The sequence below is a fragment of the Ancylobacter lacus genome, assembly GCF_018390635.1.
GTDB classification, from domain to species: domain Bacteria; phylum Pseudomonadota; class Alphaproteobacteria; order Rhizobiales; family Xanthobacteraceae; genus Ancylobacter; species Ancylobacter lacus.
In genome coordinates this window covers 55,687-78,262 of record NZ_JAHBGE010000063.1, presented here as the reverse complement: position 1 = coordinate 78,262, position 22,576 = coordinate 55,687, and the positions used below count along the sequence as shown (strand labels likewise).

Sequence of the window (22,576 nt, the reverse complement as noted above, 5' to 3'; positions counted from 1 at the left end):
GCGGCATGCCGCGCCGCCTGTCGTCGTCACGTCACGGTCGGGCCGACGTCACTGGCTGACCTTGGAAGGATCGTCAAGGCTGTCCGAACCCTCGACCTTGATCTTCAGCTTCAGCGCCGCGACCACGCCCTCGAAGGCGCGGGTCTGGGCGACGAGGGAGTCGACGCCCTTCTGCACCAGGGCATTGCCCTCGGTGTTGCCCTCGCCGATCATCTGGTCATAGGCCTCCTTGCCGCTGTCGGCCTCGTCCTTGATGGCCTTCAGCGCGGCGAGCGCGGCGTCGACCTTGGCCTCGGCCTCCTCGGCGGCCTTCGGCGCCAGCGCCTTGGCGTAGGCGGAGACCGAAGCCCCCTCCACGACCGAACCGTCGACCCGGGTGTAGCGGCCGCGATAGATCGAGGCGATGCCGACCTCGTCGTAATAATGCGAGTTGTGGGTGTTATCGGAGAAGCAGTCGTGCTCTTCCTCGGGGTCGTGGAGGATGAGGCCGAGCTTCATCCGCTCGCCCGCCAGCTCGCCATAGGAGAGCGAGCCGAGCCCGGTCAGGATCACGCCCAGACCGGCCTTGTCCTTCTTGGCCAGCACGGCCTTGCGCGCCTTGCCCTTCTCGCTCCACGCCTTGGCCATGTCGCCGAGGTCGGCGACCAGCAGGTCGGTCGCGGCCTTGAGATAGGCGGCGCGGCGTTCGCAATGGCCGCCGGTGCAGTTCTTGGTGTCGTAGTCGCTGGCGGGGCGCTTGCCCGCGCCCGGGCCGGTGCCGTTCAGGTCCTGGCCCCAGAGCAGGAACTCGATGGCGTGGTAGCCGGTGGCGACGTTGGATTCGACGCCGCCCGCTTCCTGGAGCTGCTCCAGCACCGCGGGGGTGATGGTGGTGGCGTCGATGGTCTTCTTGCCGACGCGGATCTTCGGGTTGGCGATGACGTTCGCGGTGTAGAGCGGGTTCTCGTCGGAGGTGTCGCCATAGGACTTGGCGTCGACATAGTCGATCAGCCCCTCGTCGAGCGGCCAGGCGTTCACCTTGCCTTCCCACGCATCGACGATGGGATTGCCGAAGCGGAAGCCCTCGCTCTGCTGGTAGGGCACCCGGGCCGCCTTCCAGGCGGTCTTCGCCTTGGCGAGGTTGTCCTCGGTCGGCGCGGCGAGGAACGCGTCCACCGCGCCCTGCAGGTCCTTCGCCGTCTTCAGGCTGTCGTCATACATCGCCTGGGCGACATTGGCGTAGGTCACCAGGATGTCGCGCGGCTTGGGGGCGTCGGACGTCGCATCGGGCTTGGCCTGCGCGAACGCCGGGCCGGCGGCCAGCGCGACGCCGAGCACGGCAACGGCGAGGGCTGGCGCCGAAAACAGGGAACTGGCTCGCATGGGATCATCTCCTCGGGGCGCGTGCGGCAGCGCCCTCCCGAAATGTCCTACGCCTTTGAAAAACCGCCCTCAAGGCGGCCGGAACATATTGGAATTATTATACTTCAATCATTACGCTGCGTCCGCCAGTGCTGCGCGGGCCCTGCAACACCAATACTTGCAAGGCTTCGGCGCAGATTGGAAAAGCTCCAGAGTTTATACTCTGGAACGATTTCAAACCGCTTCCACATGCGGCGCCAGCGCGGCGCGCAGGGCGTCTTCGGTCACGCTGGCGAGAGGCTGAAGCAGCTTGGCCGCCTCGGTGCGGCGGCCGGGCCGCATGATGAGCACCACCGTCTCCGCGCCACCGCAGCCCGGGTCGCCGCAGGCGATCTCCGAGATGGAGACCGTCGATTCCTCGCCGAGGCCGAGAATGGCGCGCGCCTTCTCCGCCAGATCGCGCGCGGTATCGGGCGCGGCCGCGCTGCTGCGTCCACTGCGAAAGAACAGCCGTGCCATTCCATCCTCCGTTGCGGGGACATGTAGCGGCAGCATCGCACCGGGAAAAGGGCGACAGCGCGGCGGCGGCGCAGGCCCCGCGCCAAACCCGCGCCGTCCCGCCGGCCGATCCGCGCCGGTTCAGCGAAGTATTAGGCCGCGACGTCAGTTTTGAACTATAATAATACGCGAAGATACTTCTTGCGCGGCCAAATAGAGCGTCGTATTCGACTCCTCACCCGCCGACGACACCACGTCGCGGCGCGGCACCGAACCGCTCGCGAGGCCGTTATCCCGGCTGGCCGCGCGAGCCGGGCGGGACGGCGGCACGCGCTCCCTCAGCCGCCGTCCCGCGCACCCTTCCGCCCGCCGGCGCCGCCCCTCAATGATGCCGCCGCCGCGCCCGCTCCCGCGTCGCCCGGCGCGGGCCGAGCAGCCGTGCCAGCGCCGCGCCGTTGAGGATGTGGCGGTCGCGGGCGTGGTCCTCGTCGTCGATGCTGAGCCCGGCCAGCGCCACCCGGTCGTCCTCCATCGCCCGCACCACCAGCGTCGCCGCGCCGAAGCGGACATGGCTGCCGACCGCCGGCCGCTCGTCGAAGCGCTCGGCGAACAGGTCGGCAATGGTGAGGTCGCGCTCATGCGGCTCCACCGGCAGGCCGTAGAGATCGGAAATGGCGCCCAGCGAGATGTCGCCGCGAAAGGGGAAGGCCGCCGCCACCTCGACATCCGCCCGCCCCTCGCCCGGCACGAACAGCCGGTCGAGCCGCGCCACCCGCTCCGGCGGGGCGAGGAGATAGGCGTAGTCGCCCGGCGCCAGCCGCTCCGCCTCCTGCGCGGTGAGGATGGCGCCTTCGCGCACCACCAGCATGAGCTGGGCCCAGTTCGGCAGCACGCCGTGGCTCAGCACCGGGCTGCCCCGCCCCACGGGATAGGCCACCAGCTCGTAGTCGAGCTGGCCCGGCAGGTCGATCTCGAAGCGGCGGGCCTCCTTCAGCGGCTCCGCCAGCGCGACCTGGAACAGCCGGGCGGCGTGGGTCAGGGTCCAGCCCTGCACCACCAGCGAGACGATGACCACGGTGAAGGCGACGTTGAAATACACCTCCGCGCTCGGCACGCCGGCGAGGGTGGGAATGGTGGCGAGGAAGATCGACACCGCCCCGCGCAGCCCCACCCAGGAGATGTAGGCCTTCTCCTGCGGCCGGAAGCCGAACGGCGCGAGGCACAGCCACACCGCCGCGGGCCGGCCGACGAGGATGAGGAACACCGCGATGCCGACCGCCGGCAGCGCGTATTCCACCACCCGCGCCGGCGAGACCAGCAGGCCGAGCATCACGAACATCACGAGCTGCGCCAGCCAGGTGGCGGCGTCGTGGAAACTGACGATGGAGGCGATGGCCCGCACCGGGCGATTGCCCAGCACCAGCCCGGCGAGGTAGACGGCGAGAAAGCCGGACCCTTCCGCCACCGCCGCCAGCCCGAAGATGAGCAGCGCCGCGCCCACCGCCAGCAGCGGGTGCAGGCCGCTCGGCAGCTCGAAACGGTTCAGCAGCGCGGCCAGCGCGAGCCCGCCGGCGACGCCGATCGCCGCGCCGAGCACGCCCTGCTGCGCGAGGTGCAGCAGCAGCTCCCAGCCCGGCGCCTCCCCGCCGGCGGCGACGAGCTGCACCAGCACCAGCGAGAGGAAGATCGCGATGGGATCGTTGGTGGCCGATTCGATCTCGAGCGTCGCCCCCACCCGCTTGCGGAGCTGGAGCCCGCCCGACTTCAGCAGAAAGAACACCGCCGCTGCATCGGTGGACGCCACCACCGCGCCGACCAGCAGCCCCTCCAGCAGCGGCAGGCCGAGCAGCAGGCTCGCCAGCAGCCCCACCAGCCCCGCCGTCACCACCACGCCGAGGGTCGAGAGCATCAGCGCCGGCCCGAGCGTGCCGCGGAACGCGCCCATGCGGGTGCGCAGCCCGCCATCGAACAGGATGATCGCCAGCGCCGCCGAGCCCACCAGATAGGTCGCGCGGTAATCGCTGAAATGCACCTGCCCCGGACCGGATTCGCCCGCCAGCATGCCGATGACGAGGAACACCAGCAGCAGCGGCGCGCCGAAGCGCGAGGCGATGAGGCTGGAGAAGATGCCGACCACCATCAGCGCCGCCCCGGCGAGCAGCAGCACATTGGTCAGCGCGATGGTTTCCATCCCGTCCCCCGCCCTCGCCCGCAGCGGCCCCGGCCGCGCCGCACCCGCCTATGCCCCAACGGCATCAGCGTAGGGAGGGTTTCGGGCAAAACTTGGGGGTGGCGGGAAAACGGGCGAACGCGGCAGGCAAGAAAACCCGTCCCGAACCCGACCCGAACCCGTCCTGCGCGCCTACCAGCCGCCCACCCAGCGCGGCGGCAGCGGCCGGCCCAGCCGGGCCAGCACACCCTCGGCGGCGCGCTGGCCGGTGGCGAAGCTGGCCTGCAGCAGATAGCCCCCGGTGGGTGCCTCCCAGTCCAGCATCTCCCCGGCGACGAAGGTGCCGGGCACCGCCCGCAGCATCAGCCCCTCGTCCACCGCGGCGCGGGTGACGCCGCCGGCGGTGGAGATGGCGCGCTCCAGCCCGGCGAGGCCGGTGACCCGCACCGGCAGGCGCTTGATCGCGGCGGCGAGGTCCCAGGCATGGGTCGGCGGCGCGCCGGCCTCCCGCAGCAGACCGATCGCCGCCGGCTCCAGCCCCGCCGCCTTGCGCAGCCGGTTGGAGAGGCTTTCGCCCTTCCGGGCCTCGGCGAGCCGGTCCGACAGGGTCTCGATGGCGAGATCGGGCCTCAGGTCGATAATCACGGTGCTGTCCGCGCCCGCCGCCAGCGCCTCCCGCAGCTTCGGCGCCAGCGCGTAGAACGGTCCGCCCTCCAGCCCGTGCGCGGTGAGCACGGCCTCCCCGCGAATCGTGGTGTCGCCGAAGGTGACCGCGATGCGCTTCAGCGGGTGGCCGGCGAAGCGCTCGCGCAGCAGCGGGCTCCACGTCGCCAGCGCGCCGACATTGGCGGCGGTGAGCGGTGCCAGCGCGACCCCGCGCCCGGCGAGAAGCCCGGTCCAGCCGCCGTCGCTGCCGAGCCGCGGCCAGCTCGCCCCGCCCAGCGCCAGCACCACGGCGTCCGCCGCCACCGGCGCGGCCTCGCCGGCAAAGGTGAGACGGCCGGCCTCGTCCCAGCCGGTCCACAGCCGGCGTCCGGCCAGCTCGACGCCGAGCGTGTCGAGCCGGCGCAGCCAGCTCCGCAGCAGCGGCGAGGCCTTGAAGGCCTGCGGAAAGACCCGGCCGGACGTGCCGATGAAGGTCGGCTCGCCCAGCTCCGCCGCGAAGGCCCGCAGCCGCGACGGCGGGAAGGCGTCGAGCATGGGCGCCAGCCAGTCGGCGGCGGCGCCGTAGCGGCGCAGGAAGGGCTCGCGCGGGGCGGAATGGGTGAGGTTCAGCCCGCCGCGGCCGGCGAGCAGGAATTTGCGTGCCGGCGATGGCATGCGGTCGAACACCCGCACCCGGCAGCCGGCGCCGGCCAGCACATCCGCCGCCATCAGCCCGGCCGGCCCGGCGCCGACCACCACCACCGTCGGGGCCTCGCCGCCCGCCACGCCGCCTGCCGTCACGTTCCGCGTTTCTGTGTTCATCCGCCGTGCTTAGCCGGGCGCCGGCCCCGCCGCAATGCGGCGCGCGGATTCGGCACCCGCCCTTGGCTACCCCGCCGCTTCACCGCCGCGCGCCGCGCGGAGCCGGCCGTGCCGCCTCTGCCGGCGCGACGGCCGAAAGCCGAGTCCGGCCAGCGGCTTGTCGCCGACGGATGAGACGGCGATTCCGCTAGGGCACATGTCCGCCCCCGCTCACGCGCTGAATCCGGTCCCCGCCTCAACCCATTGATAAAACAGACGTCGGGCGCCGGCCGGGGACGGCCGGCCCCGGCTCGCGCCCATCCTCCAACAGGCTAAGGCGGCAACCCGCTGCTAGCCCCGCGGCCGGTCCGGCGTATCGACCTCGGCAACATCGCTGACGCGCAGGCTCACCTGGCTGCGGCCCTGCCAACTGTCGACATCCAGCGTGCCGGCGACATGGACGAGCTGGCCGCGGGCGTTCAGCAGCGCCCGGCCGAGCGGGGCATTGGCGGCGCGGAAGGCGACGCCGGAGACGGTCGCCCCGTCCGGGCCGCGCAGCCGCACCCGCACCTGATCGGCATTGCCGGCCTCGGCATGCGCAATCCGGTGAGCGGGAAAGGCGAAGACCGGCTGGGGATTGCCGGCGCCATAGGGTCCGGCCCGGTCCACCAGCTCCACCAGCTCCGGCGTCGCCGCCCCGGCGGCCAGCGCGCCGTCTATGGCGAGCTCGTCGACGCCCCGCGCCTCTTCCACCGTCTCCGCCAGCTTCTCTTCCAGAAAAGCCCGGAGCGCGCCGAGCCGGTCGCGCGCGAGGGTGAGGCCCGCCGCCATGGCATGGCCGCCGCCCTTCACCAGCAGCCCGGCCTCCACCGCCGCCCGCACCGCCCGGCCGACATCGACGCCGGGAATGGAGCGGGCCGAGCCGGCGCCGACATCGCCGGTGAAGGCGATGGCGAAGGCCGGGCGGCCGAACTTCTCCTTCAGCCGCGCCGCCACCAGCCCCACCACGCCGGGGTGCCAGCCCTGCCCGCTGGCGAGGATGACGGCGGCGTGGCCCTCGCGGCCGAGCGCGGCCTCGGTCTCGGCCTCCGCCTCGGCCAATATGGCCTTCTCCACCCCCTGCCGCTCGGCGTTCAGGCGGTCGAGCTCGGCGGCGAGGGCGCCGGCCTCGATGGGATCCTGCGTCAGCAGCAGCCGGGTGCCGAGGGTGGCCTCGCCGATGCGCCCGCCCGCATTGATGCGCGGCCCGAGCAGGAAGCCGAGATGCCAGCCCTTCGGCGGCCCCGAGAGTCGGGCGACGTCCATCAGCGCGGTGAGGCCGGGGCGCTCGCGGCGGCGGAGCTGCAGCAGGCCCTTGGTGACGAAGGCGCGGTTCAGCCCCACCAGCGGCACCACATCCGCCACCGTGCCGAGCGCGACGAGATCGAGGCTCGCCAGCAGGTCGGGGGCCGGCCGGGCCTCGCTCCACCAGCCGCGCCGGCGCAGCTCGCGCAGCAGCCCGACCGCGACGATGAACACCAGCCCCACCGCGCAGAGATGGCCGAGCCCGGAGAGGTCGTCGGCGCGGTTCGGGTTCACCAGCGCGGCAACCTCGGGCAGTTCTTCCCCGGTCTGGTGATGGTCGATCACCACCACGTCGAGGCCGAGCGCATGGGCACGGGCGAAGGGCTCGAAGCTCGCCGTGCCGCAATCCACCGTCACCAGCAGCCGCACGCCACGGGCGGCGAGGCTCTCGATGGCCGGAATATTGGGCCCATAGCCCTCGAAGATGCGGTCGGGAATGTGGAACAGCGGGTCGAGCCCGCCCGCGCGCAGCACCTCCACCAGCAGCGCGGTGGAGGTGGCGCCATCGACGTCGTAATCGCCGAACACCGCCACGCTCTCTCCGCGCATCACCGCATCGGCGAGGCGGGCGACCGCGGCACCCATGCCGGTGAGCACGTCGGGGTCGGGCAGCAGGCGCTTCACCGTGGGATCGAGATAGGCCTCGACCTCGCCGACCGGCACGTCGCGGGCGGCCAGCACCCGGGCCAGCAGCTCGGGTATGCCGTTGCGCTGCACCATGGCGAGCGGCACCGCGCTCGCGCGGGGGTCGAGCCGTTCGCGCCAGAACCGGCCGGTGGCGGAGCGGTCCACCCCGAGAAAGGGCCGCGCCGGCGGCAGGGCGGTGGGAAAGGCGGGGTTTGCGGGACTCATCGCCGAGATAGAGCCTGAACCGCGCCCGCGCGTCGAGAGCCTTGCCGTCGGAACGGACGCGGAGCCGGCGCAACCGCCGCCACCGACCGCCGGGAATGTTCACCCGCCGGTGCCCAATGACCTATCGTCAGGCCGTCATCGCGGCGTCATCGCCTCGTTGCGCCGACGACATGGCGCGGCGGCAAGAGCACAGGCTCAGCCACGGAGGAGGCCTTCATGACCCGCTCGCCCCGACCCAGCCTGCGCGCGCTTCTTCTCGCCGGCATCGCGTCCGCCGCGATGACCGCCCTGCCCGCCCGCGCCGACGACGCCGCCTTTCCCGCGACGCTGGCCGGCCACGCCGTGCTGCCGGCGAACAGCCTCATCACCATGCCGGACGATGCGCCCGCCGACCTGAAGAACGCCGGCAAATACACCACCGGCAAGCGGGTCGAGGCGCTCGGCACGGTGGAGGGCACCTCCGCCGGGCGGCCCACCGGCATCGCGCTGCCCTTTGCCGGCCAGCCGCTGCAGGGCCACTCCGGCATCAAGACCATGCCGGACGGCACGTTCTGGATTCTCACCGACAACGGCTTCGGCTCCCGCGCCAACAGCCCGGATTCCGCGCTCTATCTCAACCGCTACCGGATCGACTGGAAGACCGGCCGCTTCGAGCGGCTGGAGACGGTGTTCCTGCGCGACCCCGACAAGAAGGTGCCGTTCCGCATCGTCCACGAGGGCACTGCGGCGCGTTACCTCACCGGCGCCGATTTCGACCCCGAGAGCTTCCAGATCCTCGGCGACACGCTGTGGATCGGCGAGGAGTTCGGCCCCTATGTGCTGAAGGCCGACCTTTCCGGCCGGATCCAGGCGGTGTTCGAGACCATGGCCGGGGACACCCCGGTGCGCTCGCCCGACAACTACCAGGTTGCCTCTCCCTCGACGCCGGACGCGACCGGCACGTTCAACGCCCGCCGCTCCAAGGGCTTCGAGGGCGTGGCGGCCTCGAAGGACGGCCGCTTCCTCTATGCACTGCTGGAAGGCCCGCTCTGGGACCCCGCCGCCAAGGGCTGGCAGAAGGACGCGGAGGGCCGCGAGGTGCTGCCCATTCTCGAATTCGACGTCGCCGCCGGCCGCTGGACCGGCCGCTTCTGGCACTACCCGCTGGCGAAGAACGGTAACGCCATCGGCGACTTCAACATGATCGACGCCACCACCGGCCTGATCATCGAGCGCGACAATGGCGAGGGCACCGCCGACAGGGCCTGCCCCGAGGGCCAGAAGCGGCCGGACTGCTTCCACGACATCGCCCGCTTCAAGCGCGTGGTGAAGATCGAGCTGACCGACGCCAATGCCGGCAAGGAGGTCCGCAAGATCGGCCATATCGACCTGATGAGGATCGCCGACCCCGACGGGCTGGCGCGCAAGCCGCTGAACGAGGGGGTGCTGACCTTCCCGTTCTTCACCATCGAGGATGTCGACGTGGTGGACGACACCCACATCGTGGTCGGCAACGACAACAACCTGCCCTTCTCGTCGAGCCGCGAGCCCAACAAGGCGGACGACAACGAGCTGATCCTGCTCGAGGTCGGGGAGTTCCTGAAGGCGAAATGAGGCACCCCGCCGGGGCGCAGCCGGACGACGACGCGGGCGGCACGCGCCGCAACCGTATGACGTCGCGGGCGGCACGCGCCGCCCGCCGGGTCAGGCCCGGCCGGCCACCGGCTCGGCCGCCGGGCGCAGCACCAGCGCCACGCCGGCCATCATCACCAGCGCGCCGACCAGCTTGATCGGCGCCGGCAGCTCGCCGATCAGCACGATGCCGAACAGCACGCTCAGCAGCGGGTTCAGCATGGAATAGGGCACCACCGTATTGATGGGGTGCCGCTGCAGCAGCCAGTACCAGATGCCATAGGCGATGATGGACGACATCACCGCGCTGTAGACGATCGACAGCCAGCCATGCCAGGTCGCGACCTCCAGCGAGGCCCACTGGCCATGCTCGAGCAGCAGCGAGGCGAGCAGGAGCTGCGGCGCGGCAAACAGCGAGGACCAGCCCATCATGGTCAGCGGCCGGATGGCCGGCATGGTCTTGACGATGAGGTTGGTCACCGCCCAGCCCGCCGCGCTGACCATCAGCAGCGAGAGCGCCAGCGGCCCCGGCAGGGTCGGCCCGGCCGCCAGCACCACGATGCCGAGCACCGACAGCGCCAGCCCCGCGACCTTCACCGCGCCGAGCCGCTCCTTCAGGAAGATGCAGGCCAGCACGGTGGCGATGGGGGCGCCGAGCTGCACCACGATCGAGCTGGTGCCGGCCTCGGCCATGGAGAGCGCGATGAACAGCAGGCCGAAATGCAGGATGCCGAAGGTGACGGACACCAGCATGACCCAGGGAAGCTGCTCCCGGCTCAGCCGCACGAACGGCGTCACCAGCGCCGCCACGAGGAAGAAGCGCAGCGCGCTCATGAAGATGGGCGGAATTTCCGCGGTGCCGAGCTTGACGATGATGATGTTGAGCGCCCACGCGCAGACCACGGCGAGGGCGAGCAGCTTGTCTCTGAAAGGCATGGGGCACCACGGTAGCGCCGGCCCCGGGGCGGGTCCGTCGCGTGGGACAGGAGATAGACCGAAGCGGCGCCACCGCCAAAGCGGAACTGGTTATACCAGCCCTGCGGCCAGCACATGGAATACTCATCATGACGCCGCAATCATTGTCATAGATGATGGATCGCACGCGACGGGACCGCAAGCGCGGGATCGCGGCCCGGGCGATTCGTCCGCTCCGGCCCGGCCGGGCGCGGCCTCCCGGAGAAGCACGAGCCCCGGGCGCGGCCAGCACGCCGGGCGACGGGCCTGCGACGCCGCGGCCGGCGGCCCGATCTTGCCGCGGCCGTCGCCGCCACTATGGTGGCGCCATGTTCGATCTCTCCCTCGCCGGCCGCCTCACCTTCCAGCATCACGCCCCGACCGAGCCGGCGCTGCCGCCCGGCCGGCACGACACCGGCCTGTTCGCCGAGCGCGATTATGTGCTGGTGGTGCCGGAAGGCGTCGACCCCGCGCGCCCCACTCCGCTGGTGACGCTGTTCCACGGCGGCGGCGGCAGCGCCGAGAAGATCATGCCCATCCTGCGCCGCCACGCCGAGCAGCGCGGCTTCCTGCTGCTGGTGCCGCAGTCGCTGCTGCCGACCTGGGACATCGTGATCGCCGGCAACGGGCCGGACCGCGAGCGGCTGGACATCGCGCTCGACTGGGTCGCCTCGCGCTTCACGCTCGACCCCACCCATTTCGCCTTTGCCGGCCATTCCGACGGCGGCAGCTACTCGCTTTCCACCGGCCTCTCCAACGGGCGCATCGTCACCCATATCATGGCCTTTTCCGCCGGCTTCATGACGGTGCTGGCGCAGGAGGGCGAGCCCAAGGTGTTCATCGCCCATGGCCGGCAGGACACCCAGACCCCGATCGACACCGCCGGCCGCTCCCATGCCGCCAAGCTGCGGGCGGCGGGCTACGACCTGCTCTATCTCGAATATGACGGCCCCCACGCCTCGCAGCCGCACATGGTGCAGGTCGGCGTCGACTTCTTCATGGGCGGGCGCGGCCGGACGGTGGCCGATCTGCGGGCGGCGGCGGCCGCCGCCGGCTGAGCCGGCCGGAACGAAAAACCCGGCGCGGAGGCTCCGGCCGGGTTCATCGGGATGATGGGCGCGACGGGCGCCGGCGGGGAGACGGCGCCCGCGCCGGCGCGCCCGCTCGGCTGGATCGGCTCAGCTCAGCTTCTTGGCGGCCTTGGTGATCTCGGCGACCTGGGTGTCGATCTCCTTCATCAGCGCGACGAAGGCATCAGGACCGGCGGCCAGCGCGTTCTGCACCTCGGTCGCCCAGGTCGAGCGGCGCAGGGTGAAGGTGGTCACCGCCGAGGAGGAGCCGTACTTCTTGGTGAGATAGGTGCTGATCTTGAAGGGCACCGGCTCCAGCGCGAGATAGCGCGAGGTCGGGTTCGCCTCCAGGAAGTCGGCAAGGGCCTTGGCCACGCCGGCATAATCATCCGCCAGCAGCAGCGCGTCGAACTGGGCGAGCAGCGGGACCAGCGGGGTGTCGTGGCCCTTGTAGATCTGGGAAACGGCCATTGGATCTTTCCTCTTGCAACATTGTCCTTGCGCCCGGCCCGGGGCGCCGGTCGGTGCGGGCGCCGTCGCGGCGCCGACCAACCCCTCACGCCCCGTCGGGAACGTCGGCCGGCCCTGGCGCCCCTCGGGGCGCCAGCCGGCGCTACTGGTATACAGAACACCGGAGCCCGGCCCAAGCCCTTCCCAGCCCCCTCCGTGCCCAAACCCTTCCCGTTGGCACGTCCGCCGCCGCCAGCGGCCGCCGGCATGCGGCCGTCCCCCGGAAAAGCAAAGGGGCGCCGCAGCGCCCCTCGTCTCTTCGCTCACCCACCCGCCACCGGCGGCCGGTGCCGCTCAGTCGAGCTGGAACTTCGAGAGGTCGCGGTGCTCCGCCTCGATCCAGCGGGCGGTGCCGGAGGCGGACCGCATCACCACGGTGTGGGTCTTCACCAGGCCCTTCTCGTACTTCACGCCCCGCAGCAGGTTGCCGGTGGTGACGCCGGTCGCCGCGAACAGGCAGTCGCCGCGCACCATGTCGGTGATCTCGTAGATCTTCTTGCCGTCGGCGACGCCCATCTTGCGGGCGCGCTCGCGCTTCTCCTCGGTGTCGAGGATGAGGCGGGTGTACATCTCGCCGCCGATGCAGCGCAGCGCCGCCGCCGCCAGCACGCCCTCGGGCGCGCCGCCGGTGCCGAGATAGATGTCGACGCCGGTCTCGTCGGGGTCGGTGGTGTGGATCACGCCGGCCACGTCGCCGTCGGTGATGAGCTGCACCGAGGCGCCGGTGCGGCGCACCGCCTCGATGATGCCGGCATGGCGCGGCCGGTCGAGAATCAGCGCGGTGATCTCGGAGGGCTTCACGCCCTTGGCCTTGGCCAGCGAGGCGATGTTGTCCGCCGGGGTGGCGTCGATGTCGATGGTGCCCTTGGGATAGCCCGGGCCGATCGCGATCTTGTCCATGTAGACGTCGGGGGCATAGAGCAGCGTGCCGCCCTCGGCCATCGCCATCACCGCGATGGAGCCCGGCATGTTCTTGGCGCAGAGGGTGGTGCCCTCCAGCGGGTCGACCGCGATGTCCACCGCCGGGCCCTGCTTGGTGCCGACTTCCTCGCCGATATAGAGCATCGGCGCCTCGTCGCGCTCGCCCTCACCGATGACGATACGGCCGGCGATCGGCAGCCGGTTGAGTTCGCGGCGCATCGCATCGACCGCGGCCTTGTCGGCCGCCTTCTCGTCGCCCCGCCCGCGCAGATGCGCGGAGCAGACGGCTGCGCGTTCGGTGACGCGGACCAGTTCGAGCGTCAGGATACGCTCGAGCACCTGGCTCGCATTGACCGTGATTTCCGGCATCGTCAAAGCCCCTCTCAATCCTTCTCGATCCGTATCATCTGCGGCGCGGCCGTGATGACCCCGTCCGCCTCGATGGCGGCAATCGCCCGGCGCACCGCGTCTTCCGTCGTGGCGTAGGTGATGAGCACCACCGGCGCCGGGTCGTCCGCGCTGTCCGGGCGGTCGCCGCCATGGGGGCGGCCGCGCCGATGCTGCATTATGGACTCGAGGGAAATGTTCTGCTCGGCCATATGGCGGGCAATGGTTGCCGCACTTCCGGGCCGGTCGACCACGGCGAGGCGGATGTAGTAGCCGCCCTCATGACGCTGGATCGCGGCGCGTCCGGCCGGCTGCAGCGCCGCCGCGCGCACGCCGAAAGCCGCGCAACCCCGCCCTGCGGCGAGATCGCACACGTCGGAGACCACCGCCGAAGCGGTGGCGTCACCGCCCGCGCCGGGCCCGACCAGCGTCAGCGCCACCGCGTCGCCGTCGATCGCCACCGCGTTGGTCACGCCGGCGACCTGCGCCAGTGGCCAATGTTTAGGCACCATGGTGGGATGGACGCGCTGCTCGATTCCGCTCTCGGTGCGCATGGCGACGCCGAGCAGCTTCACCCGGTAGCCGAGTTCCTCGGCGGCGTTCAGGTCGGCCAGCGTGATGGAACGGATGCCCTCGACGTGGATCGCCTCGGGGTCGGGCGTCACGCCGAAGGCGAGGCTGGCGAGGATGGCGAGCTTGTGGGCGGTGTCGAAGCCGTCGACGTCGAAGGTCGGGTCGGCCTCGGCATAGCCGAGCGCCTGCGCCTCGGCGAGCACCGCCTCGAACGGGATGCCCTCGTCCTGCATCTTGGTGAGGATGAAGTTGCAGGTGCCGTTGAGGATGCCGGACACCCGCTCGATCCGGTTGCCGACCAGCGCCTCGCGCAGGGTCTTCACCACGGGGATGCCGCCGGCGACCGCGGCCTCGAAATAGAGCCCGACGCCCTTCGCCTCGGCCAGAGTGGCGAGCGCGACGCCGTGATGGGCGAGCAGCGCCTTGTTGGCGGTGACCACCGGCTTGCCGGCCGCGAGCGCAGCCTCGACCGCCGCCTTTGCGGCGCCGGCCTGGCCGCCGATCAGCTCGACGAAGACATCGATGTCGGGGTCGCGGGCGAGGTCGACGGCATTGTCGAACCAGCGCACGCGGGAGAGATCGCAGGCACGGTCGCGGGATCGGTCGCGGGCGCTGACGGCCACCACCTCGACGGCGCGGCCGGTACGCGCCGCGATCTCGTCGCGGCGACGGGCAAGCATGCGAACGACCCCGCTCCCGACCGTGCCGAGGCCGGCCAAGCCAATCCTGAGGGGCGACGCCATGTGGACTTCCGGACGCAACAGACAGAAGGAACGGCGCCGCCCGGATCGGGACCCGGACGTCAGCGCGCCGCGGCGAGGGGAACGACGTTGTGCAATGTTTCCGCGCCCGTTTCAAGGAAGCGGCGGACATTGCGCGCCGCCTGCCGGATACGCTGCTCGTTCTCCACCATGGCGATGCGCACGAAGCCGTCGCCATGCTCGCCGAAGCCGACACCGGGGGCCACCGCGACATCCGCCTTCTCGATCAGCAGCTTGGCGAACTCCAGGCTGCCGAGGTGGCGGAACTTCTCGGGAATCGGCGCCCAGGCGAACATCGAGGCGCTGGGGGACGGAATCTCCCACCCCGCCTTGCCGAAGCTGTCCACCAGCACGTCGCGCCGCTTGCGGTAGACCGAGCGCATCTCGGCGATGCACTCCTGCGGGCCGTTCAGCGCGGCCGCGGCCGCGACCTGGATCGGGGTGTAGGCGCCGTAGTCGAGATAGGACTTCACCCGTGCCAGCGCCGCGATGAGCCGCTCGTTGCCCACCGCGAATCCCATGCGCCAGCCGGCCATGGAGAAGGTCTTCGACATGGAGGTGAACTCCACCGTCACGTCCATGGCGCCCGGCACCTGCAGCACCGAGGGGGGCGGCACGTCGTCGAAATAGACCTCGGAATAGGCGAGGTCGGAGAGCACGATGAGGTCGTGCTTCTTCGCGAAGGCGACGACGTCGCGGTAGAAATCGAGGTCGGCGACGCAGGCGGTGGGGTTCGAGGGGTAGCACAGAACCAGCGCCAGCGGCGAGGGAATCGAATGCGCCACCGCGCGCTCCAGCGCGTGGAAGAACTCCGGCCCCGGCTCGCACGGCACCGAGCGGATCGCCGCCCCCGCCATCAGGAAGCCGAAGGCATGGATGGGGTAGCTCGGGTTCGGCACCAGGATGACGTCGCCCGGCGCGGTGATGGCCTGCGCCATGTTGGCGAAGCCCTCCTTCGAGCCGAGGGTGGCGACCACGTGCCTGTCGGGGTCGACCTTCACGCCGAAGCGGCGGCCGTAATAGGCCGCCTGGGCGCGGCGCAGGCCGGGGATGCCGCGCGAGGCGGAATAGCGGTCGGTGCGCGGACGGCCGATGGTTTCCTTCAGCTTCTCCACCACATGGGCGGGCGCGTCGAGATCGGGATTGCCCATGCCGAGGTCCACGATGTCGGCGCCGCCATTGCGGGCAGCGGCCTTCACCCGGTTGACCTGCTCGAAGACGTAGGGCGGCAGCCGGCGGATGCGATGGAAATCGGTCATGGCGGTGGACTCGAGGGTGAGCGGCTCTTGGGTTCCTCGCGGCCGCTCTTTTGTCACGGCGGACACGCGGGGGGCGTCATAACAGGTTCATCAGGCACGTCATCCCTGAAATGCGCGCCCATGGTGGCGGAAGCGTGGTGAACAGGACGTTAGCACCGGCCCGCCGCCGGTGCCGGACGGCGGGAGAGCGGCCCGGCGCGGGTGCCCGCCGCCGCGCGCACGGAGACGCGCAATGCGGGTCGGCGGCCTCGCAACCGCCCGGCCCAGGCGCGAGCCGGGATCACGCCATGCCCGGATCGCCCGAACCGCCCGCCCAACCGGGAGTCCTGCTGGTGCGAAAAGCCCGCTCGGGGCGAAGCGGCCCCGCTCCCGCTGTGCGGCCCATGCCGGACGCACCGGCCTGCCGGCCGGCACGCGAACCGCTGACGGACCGGCGGCGGCTCACTGCCCGGTGGTGCTGCCCTGGTCGGAACCGTCCTGCTTCTTCGCGTCGGCCTCGATCCGGCTCTGGATCGCCTTGGCCTGGCCGGTGCCCTGCGATTCGAGGCTGGACTGCACCTTGCTCACCTGCGTGGCGTCGAGCACCGGCGGCTCCTTGTCGCCGCGCGGCGGGGTGCCGAAGGTCGGGTAGGTGTCGGAGATGCCGGGCGGCGGAGGCGGCGCGTCCGGCATGCGTGAGCAGGCCGCGGCCAGCAGCGTGGCGGCGAGCGCGCCCGCCAGCGCCAGCGGCCGCGCGGCGCGGTGGCGGCGGGCGACGCCAAGGCTGTGGCGGCCTGTCTTCGACTCGTCGGTCACTGCGAACCCTCCGTTCCGGCGCCCCTTTATGCCGTAGCACACTCGCTAGTGCCATATCGCGCGGCTATGATGCACATCGTCGATGCCTACCCGCGAGGACAAGCGGTGAGTAACCGGAACGCCAGCGATCTTCCCGCCACACGCGCCGCCACGCCAAAGACGCCGCGCCGCCGCCGCGCCGCGCCCCCGGCGGCAGCGCCCGATGCGCCCGCCGGGGCGCCGGCCGCGGTGCCCGCGGTCACGGCGCCGGCCGCCAGTGCCCCCGCCATCCTCGCGCCGGCCGCCGTTCCGCCGGCCATGGCCGCCTCCATCGCGGTCGCGGCGGCCATGAGCCCGCCGGTCCCACCGGCGCCGGCTCCCGCCGCCACGCGCACCGCGAAGCGAACCGCCGAACGGGTCGCCAAGCCGGCCGCCGCGCCGAAATCCGCCGCTGCGGCGAAGCGAGCCGCCGGAGCACAGCCGGCCGCGATGGAGAGCCCGGCGCCGGCCAAGGCAGCCGCGCCCGCATCGCCGACGGCATCGGCGGCGCCCGCCGCGTCAGCGCGCCCGGCGGCATCGGCAAAGCCGGCCGCCCCGGCGGCATCGGCCGAGCCGCCCCGCGAGGCCAAGCCCGGCGCCGTGGACCTCGAAGCCTTCGCCGGCAATCTGGCGCGGCTGGTGGAGGAAGGCGGCAAGGCCATGGCGGCCTATCTGCGCCCCCGCGAGGACGGCACGGTGAAGGACGACATCGCCGAGGACATCGCCGACGTGATGAAGACGCTCGGCCATGTCGCGGAATACTGGCTGGTCGATCCCCAGCGCACGGTGGAGGCACAGTCGCGGCTGATCGGCGGCTATCTCTCGCTGTGGTCCTCGACGCTGAAACGGCTCGGCGGCGAGGATGCCGAGCCGGTGGCCCGCCCGGCCACCCGCGACGGCCGCTTCAACGACCCGGAATGGACCAACAACCCCTTCTTCGACGCGCTGAAGCAGAGCTATCTGCTCACCAGCACCTGGGCCGAGGGGCTGGTGAAGGAAGCCGAGATCGACCCGCACACCAAGCAGAAGGCGGATTTCTACGTCCGCCAGATCGCCGGTGCGGTGTCGCCCTCCAATTTCGTGCTGACCAACCCGGAGCTGCTGCGCACCACCCTCGCCTCGAACGGCGAGAACCTCGTGCGCGGCATGAAGATGCTGGCCGAGGACATCGAGGCCGGCGGCGGCGAGCTGAAGATCCGCCAGACCGACACCTCCAAGTTCCGGGTGGGCGAGAACCTCGCCGCCACCCCGGGCAAAGTCATCTTCCAGAACGAGCTGATGCAGCTCATCCAGTACAGCCCCACCACCGAGACGGTGCTGGGCATCCCGGTGGTGATCGTGCCGCCGTGGATCAACAAGTTCTACATCCTCGACCTCAACCCGGAGAAGTCCTTCATCCGCTGGGCGGTGGAGCAGGGCCTGACGGTGTTCGTGGTCTCCTGGGTCAACCCCGACCCCTCGCTGCGCGACAAGGGCTTCGAGGACTACATGCGGGACGGCGTGCTGAAGGCGATCGAGGTCGCCAGACAGGCCGCCGCCAGCCCGGAGGTTCATGCGGTCGGCTATTGCGTCGGCGGCACCATGCTCGCCATCACCCTGGCCTGGCTCGCCGCCGCCGGCGAGGACGCCGGCATCCGCTCCGCCACCTTCTTCACAACCCAGGTCGACTTCTCCCAGGCCGGCGAGCTGAAGGTGTTCATCGACGAGGAACAGATCGCCAGCCTCGAACGCAAGATGCTGGAATCCGGCGTCATGGAAGGCCGCAAGATGGCGAACGCCTTCAACATGCTGCGCTCGAACGACCTGATCTGGCCGTATGTGGTGAACAACTACCTGAAGGGGCAGGCCCCCTTCCCCTTCGACATGCTGTACTGGAACTCGGATTCCACCCGGCTGCCGGCGGCGAACCACTCCTTCTACCTGCGCAACTGCTACCTCGACAACCGGCTGGCCCGCGGCCGGCTGGAGCTGGCGGGGCGGCGGCTCGACCTCTCGCGCATCACGCTGCCGACCTACAGCCTCGCGACGCGGGAAGACCACATCGCCCCGGCGGCCTCGGTCTATCTCGGCGTCCAGCTCTTCGGCCGCCCCACCCGCTTCGTGCTCGCCGGCTCCGGCCACATCGCCGGCGTCGTCAATCCGCCGGCGCGGGAGAAGTACCAGTACTGGACCGGCCCGCAGCCGGCGGGCGCACTCGAGGGCTGGCTGCCGCAGGCCGAGATGCACCCCGGCTCGTGGTGGCCGGACTGGCTCGCCTGGCTCACCGCGCACGACGCCACCCAGGTGCCGTCACGGGCGCCGGGCGGCGGCGTCTTCGCCCCCATCGAGGAAGCGCCGGGCTCCTATGTCCGGGTGACGTCGTGACCCGGCGCCGGCGCGGGATGGCCGGACGCATCGTTCCCCTCACCGTGCCGATCCTCCTCGCGCTGGCGGGGGTGGTGGCGGGAGGCGGCGGACCTGCCGGGGCGACGAGCTTCGACTGCGCCAAGGCCCGCGCGCCCGACGAGATCGCCGTCTGCGCCAACCCGAACCTGTCGGAACTCGACACCGAGCTGGGCGCGCTGTGGTTCACCTATTCCCGCCTGCCCCTGCTGATGGGCGCCAGCGGCAACCGCCGCGACGAGGCCCGCGCCTTCCTCGCCACGCGCGCCGCCTGTGGCGGGGATGCCGGCTGCCTGACCCGGGCCTACGCCGCCCGAATCAGCGCGCTGAAGCAGGGAATAACGAGCAATCTGAGTGACTTGGCGAAGGCGGCGGACAATCCGGCTCCGCCCGCGCCGCCACCCGTGCCCCAGCCGGTGATGGACCTGATCGGCTCCTACAACGCCGCCTGCAACCGGCTCGGCGGGCAGCTCTCCGACAATTCCTGGCCGAACATGATGAGCGCCGACCTCGACCACGACGGCATCCCGGATTTCGTGCTGAACACGCAGAACCTGCGCTGCCTCGGCGCCGCCACCGCCTTCTGCGCCAATGACGGCTGCGCCATCGACATCGCGCTGTCGAGCGCCCGCTTCGCCCACCCGGTCGGCGCCCGCGGCGCGACCCCGACCCTGGTGCAGGACACCGACGCCACCCGGCTCTCGCTCACGGTGGATCGCAGCCTGTGCAACGCCCCTGCCGGGGCGTCCTGCGAGGCCCGCTATAGCTGGCAGAACGGCGCGCTCACGCCCGCCTATACGGCGCGCCCGGCGCCGTAAGCCATTGCCTCAGAACACGTTTCCCGATCAGGGGAACAGCGCGATCTGCTCCAGCCCCATCGTCTCGGGGAAGCCGAGCATCACGTTCATGTTCTGCACCGCCTGTCCCGAGGCGCCCTTCACCAGATTGTCGGTGGTGGAGACGACGATGACCCGGTCGGCGGCGCGGTCCTGCACCACGCCGATGAACGCCATGTTCGAGCCCTTGACGAAGCGGGACTGCGGCACCTGCCCGAGCGGCAGCACGTGCACGAAGGTCTCGCCGGCGTAGAACTCCGCCAGCACGCGGTGCACCCCCGCCGCGCCGACACCGGCCACCGCCTTCAGGTAGATCGTGGCGTAGATGCCCCGGCTCATGGGAATGAGGTGGGGGGTGAAGGTCGGCACCACGGCGCGGCCCGCGGCGCGGGAGAATTCCTGATCGAATTCAGCGGTATGGCGGTGGCCGCCGACGCCATAGGCGTGCATGCCGTCCGTCACCTCGGTGTAGAGCAGCGACTCCTTGGCCGAGCGCCCGGCCCCGGTGACGCCGCTCTTGGCGTCGATCACCACATGCTCGGGGTCGATGGCGCCGGCCTCGATCAGCGGCACCACCGGCAGGATGGCGGTGGTGGTGTAGCAGCCGGGATTGGCGACGAGCCGGGCCTTGCGCACATCCTCGCGGTACAGCTCGACGATGCCGTAGACCGCCTCCTGCTGCAGGTCGAGCGCCTGGTGCGGGTGGCCGTACCACTGCTCATAGGCGCCGGGATCGCGCAGCCGGAAATCGGCGGAGAGGTCCACCACCTTGATATGCGGCGCCACCTCGAAGGTGCGCTTGATGACCTGCTGGGTGGTGCCGTGCGGCAGCGCGCAGAAGGCGAGGTCGACGCCCGACCAGTCCACCGCGTCGATGCTGACGAGGGTCGGCAGCTTCAGCGGCGCGAATTGCGGGAACACCTCGGCCATGCTCTGGCCGGCCTTGCGGTCGGCGGTGAGCGCGACGATCTCGGCGCGGGGATGGCGGACCAGCAGGCGCACCAGCTCGGCGCCGGTATAGCCCGAGGCTCCCAGGATCGCGATGCGCGCCGCCTTTTCCATCTCCACTCTCCCTTCCGGGTCCTCCAGCGGGACCGCACAGCAAGAGCGCGCACTTACACCCGTTGCGCGACGGACGGAAGACAGCTCCTCGCTACCGCGCCAGGCGCCGGACCGGCACGGCACGCACCGCACCGTTGAACAGCGCTTGCCCGAGGCGCAGACGAAGCGCCGCGCCGGCGACGGCGGTGCTGAGGGCCAGCACGACGAGGCTCATGATCCCGAAGCCGAGAACGGGATCGAGTGCGGCATCCTTCATGACGAGGCCCAGCACCGACACGATCGGCATATGGATGAGATAGATCGGGAAAGACAGGCGCACCAACACGCCGATCACCCGCGACGGGCGGTCGAGATGGCGCCGGCACAGCCCGATCAGCAGGGCGAACATGGCGACCGCCGTAAAGGCGCTCGCCGCTTCGAACAGATAGGCCACGGCCGCCGTACCGGGTGGATAGAGGCTGAGATAGGCGATGAGCGCGGCGGCGCCGAGGGCCGCCACCCAGCGGTCCGCCGGCAGGCGGGCGAGGCCCGCCGTCATCTGCAGCACCGCGCCGAGGGTGAAATAGGGTGCGAAATACAGCACCGCGCGCAGGTCGACGAAGCCCTCCAGCAGCGCGAGATCGGTGTCCCCATGGCGCATCACCAGCAGCAGCAGGATCTGCCAGGCCGCCAGTGCCACCATCAAAGCCGCGAGGCCCGCGCGCCCGCGCAGCCTCGGGCCGGCGAACGCGCGGATAGCCGCACGCCCGCGACGGAGCGCCGGCCAGGCCGGCGCCAGACCGGCCGACAGCATGACGAGCACGGGCAGGAACCACAGATGCCGCACCCAGTGCCGGCCGGGGGTCTGCAGCATGACGAGGAAGGCGTCGAAGGCGGCGGCGGGCGTCGCCGTCTGCGCCAGCGCGCTGGCGTACATCTGGATCGGATTCAGCAGCACCATGCCGGCGAAAAAGGGCAGCCCCAGCTTGATGCAGCGGCCGAGCAGCCAGGCCGGGCCATCGGCCCGGCGCTCCAGCGCGAGCGCCGCGCAGAAGCCGGCAACGATGAAGAAGGCCGGCATGCGGAACGCGTGGATCGTGCCACCGATCCACTGCACGATCAGACTGCCGTCGGCCGCGTGGATGTCGCGCGGGATGTCGGGCGAATAGATCAACGCCACGTGATAGGGGATGCCGAGCAGCATCAGCAGCCCGCGCGCGGAATCGAGATAGAGCAAACGTCCGCCCGCCACACGCTCCCCCCAGAGCCCACCCCGCCAGACGCGCGCGGTGCCGCACCGGGACCTTCCGCCGCCGGCGCCCTTACGTCAACCATCCGACCTCCCGGCCCATGGGGATGTCTCCGCTTGTCGCAGCGAACCGCCGCGCCATATGAAGGAGCCGTTCCCGACCGGGTGGCGTGCGAGGAGATGCCGGCCGATGATGACCCCTGCCCGCTGGTTCGCCCTCGGCCTCGACATGATGCGGCTGTCGCAGGAGGCCAACGCCGTCATCGCGCTGCGGCTCGCCCGCTTCGCCGCTGGCCACCCCCAGTCCGGCCGGGAGGCCGTGCGCATGGTGAGCGAGAAGGCCGGCGCGCTCGGCGAGGCGCAGGCCCAGCTCGCCCGGGCCGCGGCGGCCGGGACGCTCGACCGCGCCGCCCCTAAGGTGCTAGCGATGTATCGCCGGAAGGTGAAAGCCAACAGGAAGCGTCTGTCGCGCTGATCCGCGTTCACGACATGTTCCTGTCGCCGCCTTGGGCTGGCATAGTGCCCGGCACCGCCGAATCGCGCTCACGCACGGAACAT

18 protein-coding genes are annotated in these 22,576 nt (G+C 71.2%); 5 read left to right on the top strand and 13 right to left on the bottom strand.

Annotated elements, in window-relative coordinates; translation table 11 throughout:
• Positions 1-48 precede the first annotated feature (48 nt).
• The 5 genes from KHC27_RS15180 to recJ form a co-directional block, all read right to left on the bottom strand.
• Positions 49-1,362, bottom strand: coding sequence for an imelysin family protein (locus tag KHC27_RS15180; RefSeq protein ID WP_213340229.1), 1,314 nt, complete (start codon positions 1,360-1,362; stop codon positions 49-51).
• Positions 1,363-1,575: 213 nt separating this feature from the next.
• A complete protein-coding gene (locus tag KHC27_RS15175) occupies positions 1,576-1,860 on the bottom strand; it encodes a hypothetical protein (protein WP_213340228.1) in 285 nt (94 codons plus the stop codon).
• A gap of 361 nt (positions 1,861-2,221) precedes the next feature.
• Entirely contained in the window at positions 2,222-4,030 is a 1,809-nt protein-coding gene (locus KHC27_RS15170) for a potassium/proton antiporter (protein WP_213340227.1), read from the bottom strand.
• Positions 4,031-4,201: 171 nt separating this feature from the next.
• Positions 4,202-5,455 (bottom strand): TIGR03862 family flavoprotein, encoded by a 1,254-nt coding sequence (locus KHC27_RS15165; RefSeq protein ID WP_343210920.1) that lies wholly within the window; start codon positions 5,453-5,455, stop codon positions 4,202-4,204.
• Positions 5,456-5,806: 351 nt separating this feature from the next.
• A complete protein-coding gene (gene recJ / locus KHC27_RS15160) occupies positions 5,807-7,651 on the bottom strand; it encodes a single-stranded-DNA-specific exonuclease RecJ (RefSeq protein WP_213340225.1) in 1,845 nt (614 codons plus the stop codon).
• A gap of 240 nt (positions 7,652-7,891) precedes the next feature.
• Here recJ and KHC27_RS15155 point away from each other — a divergent pair, with 240 nt between their 5' ends.
• Positions 7,892-9,244, top strand: coding sequence for an esterase-like activity of phytase family protein (locus KHC27_RS15155; protein ID WP_213340327.1), 1,353 nt, complete (start codon positions 7,892-7,894; stop codon positions 9,242-9,244).
• 90 nt (positions 9,245-9,334) lie between these two features.
• On the opposite strand, the gene KHC27_RS15150 is transcribed toward KHC27_RS15155, so the two are convergent.
• Positions 9,335-10,198, bottom strand: a complete 864-nt coding sequence (locus KHC27_RS15150) for a DMT family transporter (RefSeq protein WP_213340224.1) — start codon at positions 10,196-10,198, stop codon at positions 9,335-9,337.
• A 347-nt stretch (positions 10,199-10,545) separates the two neighbouring features.
• Between KHC27_RS15150 and KHC27_RS15145 the strand changes: the two genes are divergently transcribed.
• Positions 10,546-11,274, top strand: coding sequence for an alpha/beta hydrolase (locus KHC27_RS15145; RefSeq protein ID WP_213340223.1), 729 nt, complete (start codon positions 10,546-10,548; stop codon positions 11,272-11,274).
• Positions 11,275-11,394: 120 nt separating this feature from the next.
• On the opposite strand, the gene KHC27_RS15140 is transcribed toward KHC27_RS15145, so the two are convergent.
• From KHC27_RS15140 to KHC27_RS15120, 5 genes are all read right to left on the bottom strand, one after another.
• Entirely contained in the window at positions 11,395-11,757 is a 363-nt protein-coding gene (locus KHC27_RS15140; protein ID WP_213340222.1) for a hypothetical protein, read from the bottom strand.
• Between the two features lie 333 nt (positions 11,758-12,090).
• Positions 12,091-13,086 (bottom strand): class II fructose-bisphosphatase, encoded by a 996-nt coding sequence (glpX, locus tag KHC27_RS15135; protein WP_213340221.1) that lies wholly within the window; start codon positions 13,084-13,086, stop codon positions 12,091-12,093.
• Positions 13,087-13,100: 14 nt separating this feature from the next.
• Positions 13,101-14,420 carry a homoserine dehydrogenase gene (locus tag KHC27_RS15130; RefSeq protein ID WP_213340220.1) on the bottom strand — a complete coding sequence of 440 codons (1,320 nt, stop codon included), beginning with the start codon at positions 14,418-14,420 and terminating at the stop codon, positions 13,101-13,103.
• 59 nt (positions 14,421-14,479) lie between these two features.
• Complete coding sequence (locus KHC27_RS15125; RefSeq protein WP_213340219.1) at positions 14,480-15,697, bottom strand: LL-diaminopimelate aminotransferase; 1,218 nt, start codon at positions 15,695-15,697, stop codon at positions 14,480-14,482.
• A gap of 441 nt (positions 15,698-16,138) precedes the next feature.
• Positions 16,139-16,492 carry a hypothetical protein gene (locus KHC27_RS15120; protein ID WP_213340218.1) on the bottom strand — a complete coding sequence of 118 codons (354 nt, stop codon included), beginning with the start codon at positions 16,490-16,492 and terminating at the stop codon, positions 16,139-16,141.
• A gap of 618 nt (positions 16,493-17,110) precedes the next feature.
• Here KHC27_RS15120 and phaC point away from each other — a divergent pair.
• The gene (phaC, locus tag KHC27_RS15115; RefSeq protein WP_425514884.1) at positions 17,111-18,874 is read left to right on the top strand and encodes a class I poly(R)-hydroxyalkanoic acid synthase; all 1,764 of its coding nucleotides are present in this window, start codon (positions 17,111-17,113) and stop codon (positions 18,872-18,874) included.
• Positions 18,875-18,891: 17 nt separating this feature from the next.
• A complete protein-coding gene (locus KHC27_RS15110; RefSeq protein ID WP_213340216.1) occupies positions 18,892-19,710 on the top strand; it encodes a lysozyme inhibitor LprI family protein in 819 nt (272 codons plus the stop codon).
• Positions 19,711-19,737: 27 nt separating this feature from the next.
• Here the strand turns inward: KHC27_RS15110 and argC are convergent, their stop codons facing one another.
• Entirely contained in the window at positions 19,738-20,790 is a 1,053-nt protein-coding gene (argC, locus tag KHC27_RS15105) for an N-acetyl-gamma-glutamyl-phosphate reductase (RefSeq protein WP_213340215.1), read from the bottom strand.
• Between the two features lie 91 nt (positions 20,791-20,881).
• The gene (locus tag KHC27_RS15100; protein ID WP_213340214.1) at positions 20,882-22,021 is read right to left on the bottom strand and encodes an acyltransferase family protein; all 1,140 of its coding nucleotides are present in this window, start codon (positions 22,019-22,021) and stop codon (positions 20,882-20,884) included.
• Between the two features lie 187 nt (positions 22,022-22,208).
• On the opposite strand from KHC27_RS15100, the gene KHC27_RS15095 reads away from it, so the two are divergent.
• Entirely contained in the window at positions 22,209-22,493 is a 285-nt protein-coding gene (locus KHC27_RS15095; protein WP_213340213.1) for a hypothetical protein, read from the top strand.
• Positions 22,494-22,576: the final 83 nt, after the last annotated feature.

Bases quoted from the DNA above. Each gene is read 5' to 3' on its own strand.
- KHC27_RS15110 (WP_213340216.1), top strand. From the start codon at position 18,892: ATGGCCGGACGCATCGTTCCCCTCACCGTGCCGATCCTCCTCGCGCTG.
- argC (WP_213340215.1), bottom strand. From the start codon at position 20,790: ATGGAAAAGGCGGCGCGCATCGCGATCCTGGGAGCCTCGGGCTATACC.
- KHC27_RS15140 (WP_213340222.1), bottom strand. From the start codon at position 11,757: ATGGCCGTTTCCCAGATCTACAAGGGCCACGACACCCCGCTGGTCCCG.
- KHC27_RS15125 (WP_213340219.1), bottom strand. From the start codon at position 15,697: ATGACCGATTTCCATCGCATCCGCCGGCTGCCGCCCTACGTCTTCGAG.
- recJ (WP_213340225.1), bottom strand. From the start codon at position 7,651: ATGAGTCCCGCAAACCCCGCCTTTCCCACCGCCCTGCCGCCGGCGCGG.
- KHC27_RS15170 (WP_213340227.1), bottom strand. From the start codon at position 4,030: ATGGAAACCATCGCGCTGACCAATGTGCTGCTGCTCGCCGGGGCGGCG.
- KHC27_RS15180 (WP_213340229.1), bottom strand. From the start codon at position 1,362: ATGCGAGCCAGTTCCCTGTTTTCGGCGCCAGCCCTCGCCGTTGCCGTG.
- KHC27_RS15175 (WP_213340228.1), bottom strand. From the start codon at position 1,860: ATGGCACGGCTGTTCTTTCGCAGTGGACGCAGCAGCGCGGCCGCGCCC.
- KHC27_RS15145 (WP_213340223.1), top strand. From the start codon at position 10,546: ATGTTCGATCTCTCCCTCGCCGGCCGCCTCACCTTCCAGCATCACGCC.
- KHC27_RS15130 (WP_213340220.1), bottom strand. From the start codon at position 14,420: ATGGCGTCGCCCCTCAGGATTGGCTTGGCCGGCCTCGGCACGGTCGGG.
- KHC27_RS15095 (WP_213340213.1), top strand. From the start codon at position 22,209: ATGATGACCCCTGCCCGCTGGTTCGCCCTCGGCCTCGACATGATGCGG.
- glpX (WP_213340221.1), bottom strand. From the start codon at position 13,086: ATGCCGGAAATCACGGTCAATGCGAGCCAGGTGCTCGAGCGTATCCTG.
- KHC27_RS15150 (WP_213340224.1), bottom strand. From the start codon at position 10,198: ATGCCTTTCAGAGACAAGCTGCTCGCCCTCGCCGTGGTCTGCGCGTGG.